The organism is Rathayibacter sp. AY1F4 (assembly GCF_002931775.1).
Lineage (GTDB): Bacteria > Actinomycetota > Actinomycetes > Actinomycetales > Microbacteriaceae > Rathayibacter.
Window position 1 is genome coordinate 74544 of record NZ_PSVE01000014.1, and the last position, 12219, is coordinate 86762.

Here is a 12219-nt window from a genome sequence, read left to right on the forward strand (position 1 = left end):
AGGGGAGGTTCGTGGGGCCCTAGCGGGCGGTGAGTCCCGGGCGGTCCGGGTCGATGCGCGCGGCGCGGGCGGCGTCGGCCCAGGCGTCGGCGGCGGGGATCGTCTCGGCCGAGGAGCGCAGGAGCGCTTCGGCGAGGACGCGGGAGCGGTGCTGGCCGAAGCTCAGTCCGCGGTAGGAGGAGCGCTCGTCGGCCGGGTCCTCGGCGTAGGCGAGGCCGTCGGCGAGCCTCTCGGCGAAGGCCGAGACGGCGGTGCGGGGCGAGGGCCGGGCATCGAGCAGCGGAGTGATCCTCCGGGCGACGTCGTCGGCGGAGTCGGCGGGCAGGTAGACGACGAGGGCGTCGGAGCGGGGGAAGGCCCGCGGGTCCGAGAGCGCCTTGGCCTGGTGGCGGGCTCCGGAGGCGGCGAGCGCCTCCAGGAGCGGGCCCCACAGGGCGAGCGCGTCCTCCGCCGAGTCGGCGACGAGCGAGAGGCGCACGACCCGGTCGGCGGGATCGAGTCCCATCGGGCCGAGGGCGAGGAGGTAGCCGGGAGTGGTGCGGGTGCGCCAGCTCGGCAGCCGGACGCCGGCGACGGCCCCGTCGGCGGAGCGGACGAGATCGACCTCGGGCACGAGGACCCGGACGCGGCCCAGCTCGACGACCCGGCGCTCCTCCCCCTGCACGGTGGCGGAGCCGAGCACCCCGGAGGGAGCGGGCTGCAGGACCGTGCGGTGCGGGATCGCGTCGATCAGCCGGGGGGCGAGGTCCTGGCCGTCGCCTCCGGCGGTCTCGCCGAGCAGCGGGTTCCGGAGGTGCAGGTGGGTGTAGAGGGTGGCGGCGAGTCGGGCCCGCAGCTCGATCGGCCCGGTGGCCTCGATCACGGTCCCGTCGACCTCGGCCCGCAGCCGGGCGGCGTCGACGCTGATCACGGCCTCGTCGAGGACGGAGCGGGTGGTGAGGGCGGTCATCGCGGGCTCCTGTCGAATCCGAGGGCGGTGGAGTAGGCGGAGGGGGCGAGCAGGACGCGGCGGCCGATGCCGGCGGCGGCCCGCTCGATCCCGGGGAGGCGGGAGACCATCGAGGCCCGGGCGAGGGTGCGGTCGACGAGGTGCCAGCCCAGGTGGGCGGTGGCGCGGACGGCGAGGGCGTCGTCCGAGCCGGCGGTCTCGGCGGCGTAGGCGAGCCACATCCGCCGGATCCTCGGGACCAGTGCCGCCATCCGCTCCGCGATGCGGGCGTCCGCGGCCGCGGTGTCGAAGGCGAGGGGAGGAGCGGAGGCGCCCTCCCGGGTGGTCACGGTGTCGAGCACCGCGCGGTGGATCCACTCCCCCGCCAGCGTGCCGAGGTCGCGGGCCGGATCCCCGATCCCGAACTCCTCCCAGTCGAGCAGCTGGAGGCGCCCGTCGCGGAGGTGGAACTGGTCGAGGCGGAGGTCGCCGTGGATCGGGGCCGTGCGGTTGCCGCTCTCCCACTCGCGGAGATCCTCCGTGGCCGAGACGAGCTGCTCGTCGTGCTGCAGGTCGCCCCAGAAGGCGAGCTCGGCGAGGGTGAGGTCGACGTAGCGGGTGTGCGGGATGCCGACGCGCAGCATCTCGACGGGAGGGCTGGGGTGCGAGGTCGCGGTGAGGCCCGCCACCGGGCCGGCGTGCAGCCGGGCCAGGAGCCGGCCGGCCTGTTCGGGGAAGTCCGCGGGGACGCGCTCCGCCACGAGCAGGAGGGCCAGGCTGGTGCCGGGGCAGTGCTCGAACACCAGCAGGGAGTCGTCCTCGTCGGCCGCCAGCAGGCGGGGTCCGGCCGGGGCGTGCTCGGGGCTCCGGGCGGCGAAGCCGGCGAAGTCCCTGGAGCGGCGGAAGGCCGCGGGGCCCGCCGTCCGGGGCGAGACGTGCTTGACGAAGACGCGGGCGCCGTCGTCGAGGGTCATCGTCCACGACGCGTTCCGGCCGGCGAAGGCGGGGCGGTCGATCGCGGCGACGCGGTGGCGTCCGCCGCCGAGCAGCCGCTCGGTCGAGGCCGCCGCCCGGAGGGCCGCCGGATCCGCGGGGCGGTGCCCAGGGGTCGCGGGGCGGAGCCCGGGAGTCGCGAGGAGAGTCACGATCGTGTCCTTCGGTCGGTCGAGCGGATCAGAAGAGGTAGGTGACGACGAGGTAGGCGCCGCCCGCTCCCCCGACGAGGAGGGCGGTGTTGACGAGCAGCTTCTTGAGGGGCGAGGGGCGGGTCGAGGCGGTGCGTGAGGTGGTCATGGTGGTGTCCTTCCGAGGGGTGGTGGTGGTGGATGGAGGAGCCGGGCCTAGGAGGCGTCGGTGGCCTTGAGGGAGGCGCGGAGCGAGACGCGGGAGCCGGTGCGGAGCGCGTTGTTGCGGTAGACGCGGACGACCAGGCGGAACAGCAGCGGCACCGTGATCGCGGCGACGACGGCGGCGATCACCATCTCGGGGGTGCCGACCGAGTCGAGGCCGAAGCGCATCGGCATCAGGTAGGAGGAGAAGAGGGGGACGAAGGAGAGCGCGTGCACCCAGGCCTCGTCGAGGTTCGCCGGCACCACGTAGAGCGCGATGATCAGCAGCGCCATCTGCACGACGGAGAGCGGCATGGCGGCGGTGCCCAGGTCCTCCTGCCTCGACACGGTCGAGGCGAGCAGGGTGCTGAGGAGCGCGAAGAGCACGTAGCCCTGCAGGAACCAGACGAGGAACCAGACCAGGCTCGGGCCGAGCTCGATCTCGAGGACCGACCACCCGCCGACCACGCTGAACCCGCCGACGACGGCGCCGCCGATCACGAGCAGCTGGGCCAGGGTCACCAGGCCGACGCCGATCATCTTCCCGGCGAGCAGCGGGGCGACGCCGATCTTCGTCAGCAGGATCTCGACGATCCGGGACGACTTCTCCTCGACCACCCCCGAGGCCAGACTCGACGAGGAGTAGACCATCGCGGCGAGCAGGGCGCTGATCATCGCGGTCGCGAACAGGATCCGGGTGTCGAGGACCACGGTCCCCGCCTCCCTCGTCGCGTCGACCAGGAACCAGCCGCCGATCCCGGCGCCGAGGCCGGCGATCGCGGCCAGCGCGAGGGTCGCGGTGAGGATCGTGCGGTTCCCGGTGCGGGTCAGGATCTCGCGGCGGACGATCGTCGCGGCTCCCCGGGCCGGCGTCGGAGGAGCGGAGCTCTCGGCGGTCCGGGGGTGGGCGGCGCGGGGGTGCGTGGTGGTCATCGTCCTGCTCCTTGGATCTCGAGGCGGCGCTCGGCCGCAGGGGTGGAGGCGGCGGTGAGCCGCTCGGACAGCAGCTCGGTCAGCGAGCGCTGCGCGGTGCGGATGCTCCGGAGGCCGCCGTGGCGGGTGAGGGTCGCGAGCACCTGCTCGGGGACGTCCCGGCCGCTGCCCTCGATCGAGACGAGCAGCGACTCCGGCTCACCGGGGACCGGCTCGGCCGACAGTCCCGGTGTGACGCCGAGCTCGGCGACGAGCAGGTCGTCCAGAGGGCGGGAGAACTGCAGCTGCCAGCGGCTGCGGCCGTCGTCCTGCAGCTCGGCCACCGCTCCGCTCGCGGTCACGCGGCCGGAGTCGAGCACGCAGACGGTGTCGCAGAGGCGCTCGACCAGGTCGAGCTGGTGGGAGGAGAAGAGCACGCCGACGCCGCGGGCGGACTGCTGCCGGATCAGGCCGGCCATCGTCTCCACGGCGACCGGGTCGAGCCCCGAGAAGGGCTCGTCCAGCACCAGGAGCGACGGATCGCCCACCAGGGACACGGCCAGCTGCACGCGCTGCTGGTTGCCGAGCGAGAGGTCCTGCACCAGGGTGTCGGCCCGCTCGGCCAGGCCCAGCGCGTCGATCACCTCCTCGGCGGTCTCACGGGCTCCACGGGCGTCGTGCCCCTCGAGCAGAGCGAAGTGGATCACCTGCTCGCGGACCCGCATCTGCGGGTAGAGGCCGCGCTCCTCCGGCATGTAGCCGATCGAGCGGCGGTCCTCGGCGGTGATCGGCGCGCCGTCCCAGGTGATGGTCCCCGTGTCGGGGGTCAGCAGGCCCAGGATCAGCCGCATCGTCGTGGTCTTGCCGGCGCCGTTGCCGCCGATGAAGCCGACGATCTCGCCGCGGCCCACGGACAGGTCCACGTCGTGCAGGACCCGGTGGCCGCCGAATGCACGGCTCACGCCGCTGAGCTGAAGCCCTCGCATGTCATCTCCTCGAAGTCGTTTCTCTTGACTCCTCAGACGCTACGGACGCTCTCGCGACGGGCTCCTGTACTTCGGTACAGCGCCGAGGTGGCCGAAAGTGCAGGTCCCGGATCACCGGACGTGCAGGTCCCGAGGCGGCCGCGCGTGCAGGTCCGGGGGCGGCCCGGGTGCGGGCCGCCGGCGTCCCGAGCACGACGGACGCCCCCGTGCTCGTCCGGTCGGCGACCGGAGCGCACAGGGGCGTCCGTGGAGGAGGAGGAGCGGGGTCAGGCCGTCGCGCAGCTCCCGTCGACCTCGCCGATGACGCCGTCCGTCACCGACACGACCGCGCAGTTCGGGTAGCCCCGCTGCGGCCGGTGCGCGGGGTCGAGCGCGCGGAGGATGCTCCCCAGCACCGCTCCATGGGTCACGACCAGCACGTCCCCGTGCTCCGCCGCCGGCACGAACCGCGCGATCGCGGCCTCCACGCGGGCGCGCACGGTGGCACCGCTGTCGGCCCGGCCGGAGGGGTCGTGGCGGTGGATCGCGTCGAGCACCGAGTCGAGCCCGGCGTCGGTCATCCGCGGCCAGTCGGCGGAGGAGGGCACGAAGGAGTAGCCGTGGTCGGCGAACACCGGCTCCCAGAGCGAGGCGTTCGGCTGCCCCTCGAAGGCGCCGAAGTGCCACTCGCGGAGCTCGACCATCGGCTCGGCCTCGAGCGACGGGTGCCCGGCGAGCGCCGCCGCCGCCGTGGTGCGGGTGCGGGTGAGGTCGCTCGTGAACGCCGCGACGAGCGGCACGTCGCGCATCCGCTCGCCGAGGGCCGCCGCCTGGCGCTCGCCGCGCTCGGTCAGCGGCGAGTCGCACCAGCCCTGCAGCTGGCCGGCGACGTTGAAGAGGGTCTCGGCGTGGCGGACGAGGTGGATCGTGCCGCTCACGGGCGCGCGCTCGCGGGCGTCGTCGGGCGGGCGGGGGTGGTGCGGTGCATGCGGTTCTCCGGGGTCAGCGCGCTACTCCGGAGCGGCGCGCGCGATGTGGAGGGCCAGGAAGGCGACCTCCTCGTTGGGCAGGGCGGCCTGGTACTCGGCCGCCACGAAAGAGCGCACGCGCTCGGCGGAGGCGATCGCGCGCGGGTAGCGGGCGCTGAGGCTGGTGAAGAGGAAGTCGTCCTCGCTCTCGAGCAGGCCGCCCGAGAAGAAGCGCTCGGCGAAGTACTGCAGGTGCGCCACGAAGCGGGCGGAGCGGAGGTCGTCGCGGTCGAGCGCGGCTCCGCTGGAGTGCTGGATGATCGCGGTCACCGAGCGGATGAGCTGCACGATCCTGAGCGAGTCGATCCCGACCTTGCCGAGCTCCGCGTTGGCGAGGTGGAAGGCGACGTTCGCGGCCTCGTCGGCGGGCAGCTCCACGTCCAGGCGCTCGCGCATCCGCTCGACCGCCCGCTCCCCCACCGCGTACTGCACGGGGTAGACCGTCCGCATCTCCCAGGCCAGCCGGTTGGCGACCGAGAGCCCGCGCCGCTGCCGCTCCACCGCGAAGTGCAGGTGGTCGGTGAGCGCGAGGTACACGTGCGGGTCGAGCCTCAGCCCCTGCTCCTCCGCATCGGCGACGACCGCGCGGGTGAGCTCGACGAACTCCGGCGGGATCTGCGCCAGGAGCTCGACGAGGTTGCGCTGATCCGAGTCGTCCAGCGCCACGAACACCTGGTCGACGCTCGAGGGCTCGATCGCCTCGCCGGCCTTCGCTCCGAAGCCGATCCCCCTGCCCAGGAGCACGCGCTCGACGCCGCGCTCGTCGACGACGAGGACGACGCTCGAGTTGAGCACCTTCTTGATGGTCTGCATGCGTGTCTCCGTCGACGGCCGCGTCAGGGCTGGGGTGGGGGTGGCGGGGCCTCTGCCCGGAGAGCCGGACGGCTCCTCCGGGCAGAGGAGGATCATCCCAGATCCGCGCCGTTGGAGGCGATGACCTTCTGGTACCAGAAGAACGAGTCCTTGCGGTAGCGCTCGGTGCTGCCGTGGCCGAGGTCGTCCATGTCGACGTAGACGAACCCGTAGCGCTTCGAGATCTGCGAGCTGGAGGCGCTGATCAGGTCGATCGGCGCCCAGCTCACGTAGCCGAGCAGCTCCACGCCCTCGTCCACCGCCTGGATCATCTGCTCGAAGTGCGCGCGGAAGTAGTCGATCCGGTACGGGTCGTGGACCCGGCCGTCCTCGGTCATCTCGTCGCGCATCCCGAGGCCGTTCTCGACGATGAACAGCGGCTTGCCGTAGCGGTCGTAGAGGTCGATCAGCGAGATCCGCAGGCCGACGGGGTCGATCTGCCAGCCCCACTCGCTCGACTCGAGGAACGGGTTCTTGACGCCGAGGACCGTGTTGCCGGGGGTGCGCTCGGCGTCGGGGCGCACGGACTCGGTCATCGACATGTAGTAGCTGAACGAGATGAAGTCGACCGGGTGCTCGCGCAGCAGCTCGACGTCGCCCGCCTCGAACGGGATCTCGACCCCGCGGCTCTCGAGCGCCCGCAGCGCCAGGCGCGGGTAGGCGCCGCCCGCCTGGACGTCGGTGCAGAGGTAGAGCATCCGCTCCTTCGCCTGCGTCGCCGCGACATCGTCGGGGTGGCAGGTGTTGGGGTAGGTGGTCAGCATCGTGAGCATGCAGCCCATCCGCGACTCGGGCCACAGCTCCTTCAGCGTCCTCGTGACCGAGGCGGAGGCGACGAACTGGTGGTGCAGGGCCGTGTAGCAGGCCTGCTCCACGCTGCCCTCGACGGTCTCCTCGATGATCCCGCCCGAGGTGAACGGGTGGCGGATGATGCCGTCGATCTCGTTGAACGTCAGCCACATGTCGACGAGGTGGCCGAAGCGCTCGAAGCAGGTGCGGGCGAAGCGCTCGAACAGCCCGATCGTGCGGCGGTCGACCCAGCCGTTGTGCTTCAGCGCGAGCGCGAGCGGCGGGTCGTAGTGCGAGAGCGTGACCAGCGGCTCGATCCCGAGGCGCCGCATCTCGGTGAAGAGAGCGAGGTAGTAGGCGATGCCCTCCTCGAGCGGCTCCGCCTCCTCCCCCGTCGGGTAGAGGCGGGTCCAGGCGATCGAGACGCGGAGGGTGGTGAAGCCCATCTCGGCGAACAGCGCGAGGTCGCCGGGGTAGCGGTGGTAGAAGTCGATGCCGCGGCGCTTGGGGTAGTACTCGGTGTCGTCGTCGGACATCGCCGCCGTGATGCTCTCCACCGTGTTGCGGTGGTGGATCGCGTACTCCTTCGGGTCCGCCTTCGGCTTGTAGGAGGCGACGTCGCTGACCGCCGGGCCGCGCCCGCCCTCGCGCCACGCGCCCTCGACCTGGTTGGCGGCGAGGGCGCCGCCCCATCGGAATCCGTCAGGAAGCGCCATCGGCGAGCTCCTTCTCTCTCTGCGTCACGGTCATGATCCGGTCGCCGGCGGTGATCCGCTCGGCGGCCTCGACGAGCACGGTGTACTCGGCGGAGTTGGTCACGAGCACCGGGGTCGTGGTGTCGTAGCCGGCCGCGGTGATCGCGGCCAGGTCGGCGGTGAGGAGCAGCTGCCCGGCCTCGACCCGGTCGCCGACCGCGACGTGCGCCTCGAACGGCGCGCCGTCCAGCTGCACCGTGTCGATGCCGACGTGGATGAGCACCTCGACGCCGTCCGCGCGGCGGAGCCCCACGGCGTGACGAGAGGAGAGCAGCGCGATGACCTCGCCCGCGAACGGCGCCCGGACGGCTCCGTCGGTGGGGCGGATCGCCAGCCCCTCGCCGAGCACGCCGGCCGAGAACACGGGGTCCGGCACCTCCGAGAGGGGGATGACGGAGCCGGTGAGCGGCGCCTGCAGCGCGAGCGGGCTCCCGGCGGCGGCCGCCACGTCCCCGAGCGCCTGGACGCTGGCGGAGGCGTCGTCGCGCCAGATGACGAAGGAGACGACGAACGAGACGGCGACCGAGATCAGCAGGCCGATCACGGCGTTGAGCAGGTTCCAGGGGTTCAGCCCGTCGATGAACATCGAGATGCTCGCGACGCCGGGGCTGACCAGCGCGAACGCGGCGACCTGCGTGGCGCCGATGTAGGCGCCTCCGACGACGCTGCCCGTGATGACGGAGACCAGGGCGCGCTTGTTCTGCAGCGTGACGCCGTAGAGCGCCGGCTCGGTGATCCCGAAGAGAGCCGAGAGGCCGCCCGAGAAGGCGGTGGCGCGGAGGGTCGCGCTCTTGGTGCGCAGGGCGATCGCGAGGCTGGAGCCGGCCTCCGCCGCGTTGTGGGCGAGCGAGGAGGCGAGGTAGAAGGTGTCCTTGCCCGCGCTGGCCATCGTCGCGATGGTCGGCGGGATGAACGCCTTGTGCATGCCGACCGAGATGATCAGCGGGAGCACGCCGGCCAGCAGCGCGACGGCCACCCAGCCGAGCGCCCCGTAGAGGCCGATCATCGCGCCCGTGAGCATGGAGCCGAGCCAGTAGCCGAGGGGGCCGAGCAGGAAGATCGTGGCCGGAGCGACGATCACGAGGCACATCAGCGGCACGTAGAACGTGCGGATCGGGCCCCACGAGTGCTTCGTGAAGAAGCGCTCGACGACCGAGAGCAGCAGCACGGCCAGGATCGCCGGGAACACCTGGGCGTTGTAGGCGATGACCGGCACCGGGATGCCGAAGAGCGCGACGCCGCCCTCCTGGTTGAGCAGCGTCGTGAACGCCGGGAAGACCAGGACGCCGACGAGCCCGAGCGCGAGCGGCCGGTTCACGTCGAGCTTCTTCGCGCTCGTGTACGCGACGAGCAGCGGCAGGAAGCCGAACACCGCGTCCGGGATGGCGGACAGCAGCTTGAAGTTGTCGGAGGCCGGGTCGAGCCAGCCCAGCGCCGAGGCGAGAACGAGGAACGACTTGAAGATGCCGGCGCCCGCGATGGCCGGGATGATCGGCGTGAAGACGCTGACCACGAAGTCCATGATCGTCGCGCCGAGGCGCTTGAGGGACCGCGGCTGCTTCGCCTGCTCCGCGGATGCGGTGGTGCCGCCGCGCAGCTTCTCGACCGCCGCGTACATCTCGCTGACGCCGCTGCCAACGATGACCTGCGTCTGCGGGCCGGTGACGACGCCGATCACGCCGGGCACCGCCTTCAGCGCCTCGACGTCGGCCTTCGCGTCGTCCGCCAACGCGAACCGCAGACGGGTCGAGCAGTGCTGCAGCTTCGCCACGTTGGCGGCGCCGCCGACGTGCTCGAGGATCGCCTTCGCGCTCTCCTGGGTACTCATCGGTACTCCTCCGGGTGTGTGGGGACGCGCGCTTCCCTGCGCTGTGCTGCCCGGCCGTCCGTCGCCGTCCCCGCCCCCTCCGGCACCGTCATCGGTGCTCCGGCGGAGCGTCAGGAGGCATCCGGGCACAAAAAAAGGACCCGACGACGCTCAATACGCGTTTCGTCGGATCCTGCCTGCACGACCAGTCACATGTCCGAGAGCGACGCTAACACGGGGGTGGGTGGGGCGTCAAAGAGGGGGTCTGTGCGCACGGCCATCGCGTACAGGGCGGTTGTTGCACCGGTGTCGGCATGATGGACACGTGGACACTCTCGACGTCGTTGCGGCGGTCATCAGCGATCGCGGCCGTATTCTTGCCTGCCGTCGGCGGGCGGACAAGGCGGCGGGCGGGCTCTGGGAATTTCCCGGCGGCAAGCGAGAACCTGGCGAAACGGCTGAAGGCGCCCTCGCGAGGGAGATCCGCGAGGAGCTGAGCGTGGAGATCGAGGTCGGCCCCAAGCTGACGTCAGACGAAACGGAGGTCGGCGCTCTCACCATTCGGTTGCACTGCTTCCGAGCCGTGGTTCGTGGCCCACGCCCCACGGAGAGCACCGACCACGACCAACTCCTCTGGCTCCTTCCGAGCGAACTCCCCGGACTGGAGTGGGCCCACCCCGATCTGCCGGCCGTTCGGCTTCTTTCCTCTACGGATCAATGAGGTCGAAGCCCTCGTCAGACCTGAACGCTGTGATGATCGAGAGGCTGCGGATGAGATCCACCATGTCCTCTTCCGGGCGACCGGGAAGCAGGATGACGGGGACTGCCGCGTAGCCCTCGCGCTGCGCAAGATGGGCATAGTCGAGCACCTGCCCGATGGCCATGCGGACGAAGGACCGGGCGGTCGACTTCTTGGCTTCGACGATCCAGCCGCTCGATCGGACGTAGAGGTCCGGCTCGACCCGTGAGCTGCCAACCGGGAGGGTCAGACGACTGGGCGGCGTGCCGTTCTCGGTCAGCCAGAGCCCAAAGTCGGACTGCAGCTCGAACTCAATTCGGGAGACGACCCGGTCATCGAGAGGGCTGACATCCGCACCCGCGATGACGATGTCGGAGTGCTCGGGAGGCGTCCAGTCGCCGAGCGAGGCAGCGGACTCCTGCGTGCCACCATAGGTCGGCAGCCGAGTGATGTCCGCTGCGAGCGGCAGGAGAGTGAAGATGATGCCGCGTCGCTGCGTCCCTTCGGTGTCCGGGATGATCTCCCACCGGTAGGTCGGAGTCCCTGTCGTGAAGGCACCGATGTAGGTCACGCTCGTTCCCTGCACCGTGAAGAGCCGAAGCACCCGCCCATCCTGCGCCGCGTCCCGGAGAGCCCTGTTGCCGCGAAGAAAAACCTGGTCACCGACCTGCCCTTCTCCCGTGTATGAGTAGGACCCGTCCTCGCGAAGTCCCTCGAACCGGTCGTAGCCGTATCGAGCTCCCTTCGCCGGATCGGTGAAGATGAAGATTTCACGGAGCGCTCGCGGCGTCACGATTCCCTGCTGCTGCTGCCCTCCGTAGGCGCGGTGAATATCACGCCGGAGGACCTGGTCGCCCACTTCCAAGGTGAACCGACGCTCGGTGGTGTCTCGTCGAAGCAGACGGGAGCGGACAGCCTCCGCCTGCGCTTCGGTCAGATCCCACCGAGATTCCTCAGCCGGAAGAGTTCCGTAGGAGGAGCGGAGGAGGCTTCGGATTCGACGCTGAGAAACGCCCAGTTCAAGTGAGAGTGTGGCGGGAGTAACGGGAGGCATCTCGCGAGACTAGGAATGCTCGGAACACGTTCTGTCGAGATGCACTCGTGTTAGCGACAGAGTTACTCATATTGCCAAAGTGCTGAACTCTGTGCCGCATGTGTCCCAGAAGAGAGGTCAGAGAAGAGACCATTACTCACTATCGCAGAGTTGAAGGACGCTAATGCGGGCACGCCCGCCGCTGTTGCGGCGTCGGGACGACCCTCCATCAGAGGAAAGAGGTTCTCCCCCTCAATACCGGCACTCCGCCAGCACCGCCTCCGACGCCGCCCGGTCTCGAGCGTCGATCCCGAGCCCGTACTCGCTGAGCACGGCAACGAACTGCTCCACGTACCCGCAGCGCAGCTCCGCGGCCGGTGGCAGCCACTCCCCCGGGCCGGCGTCGCTCTTCGCGCGGTTGGTCTGCTCGGAGGCGGCGACGAGGTTCGCGGGATCGTTCGCGAAGGCCAGGCGCTGGTCGTCCGTCCACGACCAGGCGCCGTGGTGCCAGGCCCAGCCGAGGGCGACGACGTGGTCGATCTGCACGAGGCGGGAGGTGTCGGTCCCGGAGACGAAGGCGACCGAGGTGCCGTCGTAGGGGTCGATCAGGGTGCCGGTGAGGACCTTGCAGTCGCGGGTGCCGGGCTTGAACACGGGGGCGAGCAGGTCGCGGCCGAGGACGTCGTTGCGGGTGTCGCAGCCGTTGCGGTCGACGTCCGACCACGCCTGCCCGAAGAGGTCGCGGTCGTAGGGGACGGCGGCGGGGCCCTCGACCGAGGGGAGAGCGGCCAGCGTTGCGAGGGACGGAGCGGACGGCTCCGTTTCCGGAGCGGACGGCTCCGTTTCCGGAGCGGACGGCTCGACGTCCGCCGAGGGTCTGCTCGGCGCGGGAGCAGCGGGACTGCTCGACGCCGCAGACGCACCGGCCGAGGAGGACACCGCCTCCGGTCCACCTCCTCCCGCCGTGTCCGACAGCGCGACGGCGGCGACGGCGAGCGCCGCGGCCCCCAGCAGAGCGAGGATCGCGCCGGCCCGTCGACGAGGGCGCCGGCGCACGGGGGCCGCCGACCAGTGGCGCATGAT

Annotated in this window: 11 protein-coding genes; 1 reads left to right on the forward strand and 10 read right to left on the reverse strand. The window is 71.3% G+C overall.

Annotated elements, in window-relative coordinates; genetic code table 11:
• Window positions 1–19 precede the first annotated feature (19 nt).
• From C5C59_RS10455 to C5C59_RS10490, 8 genes are all read right to left on the reverse strand, one after another.
• Window positions 20–949, reverse strand: coding sequence for a T3SS effector HopA1 family protein (locus C5C59_RS10455; protein ID WP_104237819.1), 930 nt, complete (start codon window positions 947–949; stop codon window positions 20–22).
• Window positions 946–2073, reverse strand: coding sequence for a class V lanthionine synthetase subunit LxmK (lxmK, locus tag C5C59_RS10460; protein ID WP_258062710.1), 1128 nt, complete (start codon window positions 2071–2073; stop codon window positions 946–948). Before lxmK ends, C5C59_RS10455 begins: the two co-directional genes overlap by 4 nt.
• Before the next feature lie 195 nt (window positions 2074–2268).
• Window positions 2269–3189, reverse strand: a complete 921-nt coding sequence (locus C5C59_RS10465) for an ABC transporter permease (protein ID WP_104237820.1) — start codon at window positions 3187–3189, stop codon at window positions 2269–2271.
• Window positions 3186–4130: an ABC transporter ATP-binding protein gene (locus tag C5C59_RS10470; RefSeq protein WP_258059757.1), complete on the reverse strand. Its 945-nt coding sequence runs from the start codon at window positions 4128–4130 to the stop codon at window positions 3186–3188. The genes C5C59_RS10465 and C5C59_RS10470 overlap by 4 nt, the downstream gene beginning before the upstream one ends.
• A 290-nt stretch (window positions 4131–4420) precedes the next feature.
• Window positions 4421–5071 carry a histidine phosphatase family protein gene (locus C5C59_RS10475; protein WP_104237821.1) on the reverse strand — a complete coding sequence of 217 codons (651 nt, stop codon included), beginning with the start codon at window positions 5069–5071 and terminating at the stop codon, window positions 4421–4423.
• 72 nt (window positions 5072–5143) lie between these two features.
• On the reverse strand, window positions 5144–5974 hold the full coding sequence (locus C5C59_RS10480; protein ID WP_104237822.1) for a PRD domain-containing protein: 831 nt from the start codon (window positions 5972–5974) through the stop codon (window positions 5144–5146).
• Window positions 5975–6066: 92 nt separating this feature from the next.
• Window positions 6067–7518 carry a glycoside hydrolase family 1 protein gene (locus C5C59_RS10485; RefSeq protein ID WP_104237823.1) on the reverse strand — a complete coding sequence of 484 codons (1452 nt, stop codon included), beginning with the start codon at window positions 7516–7518 and terminating at the stop codon, window positions 6067–6069.
• Complete coding sequence (locus C5C59_RS10490; RefSeq protein ID WP_104225132.1) at window positions 7505–9385, reverse strand: beta-glucoside-specific PTS transporter subunit IIABC; 1881 nt, start codon at window positions 9383–9385, stop codon at window positions 7505–7507. Before C5C59_RS10490 ends, C5C59_RS10485 begins: the two co-directional genes overlap by 14 nt.
• Window positions 9386–9689: 304 nt before the next feature.
• On the opposite strand from C5C59_RS10490, the gene C5C59_RS10495 reads away from it, so the two are divergent.
• Window positions 9690–10085, forward strand: coding sequence for a (deoxy)nucleoside triphosphate pyrophosphohydrolase (locus C5C59_RS10495; RefSeq protein ID WP_104239299.1), 396 nt, complete (start codon window positions 9690–9692; stop codon window positions 10083–10085).
• Here C5C59_RS10495 and C5C59_RS10500 read toward each other — a convergent pair.
• Window positions 10072–10962: a hypothetical protein gene (locus C5C59_RS10500; RefSeq protein ID WP_258062712.1), complete on the reverse strand. Its 891-nt coding sequence runs from the start codon at window positions 10960–10962 to the stop codon at window positions 10072–10074. The genes C5C59_RS10495 and C5C59_RS10500 overlap by 14 nt on opposite strands.
• 426 nt (window positions 10963–11388) lie before the next feature.
• Window positions 11389–12216: an HNH endonuclease family protein gene (locus tag C5C59_RS10505; protein ID WP_104239297.1), complete on the reverse strand. Its 828-nt coding sequence runs from the start codon at window positions 12214–12216 to the stop codon at window positions 11389–11391.
• Window positions 12217–12219: the final 3 nt, after the last annotated feature.

Excerpts from the sequence above, each read along its gene's own strand:
- C5C59_RS10490 (WP_104225132.1), bottom strand. The coding sequence starts at position 9,385 with ATGAGTACCCAGGAGAGCGCGAAGGCGATCCTCGAGCACGTCGGCGGC.
- C5C59_RS10455 (WP_104237819.1), bottom strand. The coding sequence starts at position 949 with ATGACCGCCCTCACCACCCGCTCCGTCCTCGACGAGGCCGTGATCAGC.
- C5C59_RS10505 (WP_104239297.1), bottom strand. The coding sequence starts at position 12,216 with ATGCGCCACTGGTCGGCGGCCCCCGTGCGCCGGCGCCCTCGTCGACGG.
- C5C59_RS10485 (WP_104237823.1), bottom strand. The coding sequence starts at position 7,518 with ATGGCGCTTCCTGACGGATTCCGATGGGGCGGCGCCCTCGCCGCCAAC.
- C5C59_RS10465 (WP_104237820.1), bottom strand. The coding sequence starts at position 3,189 with ATGACCACCACGCACCCCCGCGCCGCCCACCCCCGGACCGCCGAGAGC.
- C5C59_RS10480 (WP_104237822.1), bottom strand. The coding sequence starts at position 5,974 with ATGCAGACCATCAAGAAGGTGCTCAACTCGAGCGTCGTCCTCGTCGTC.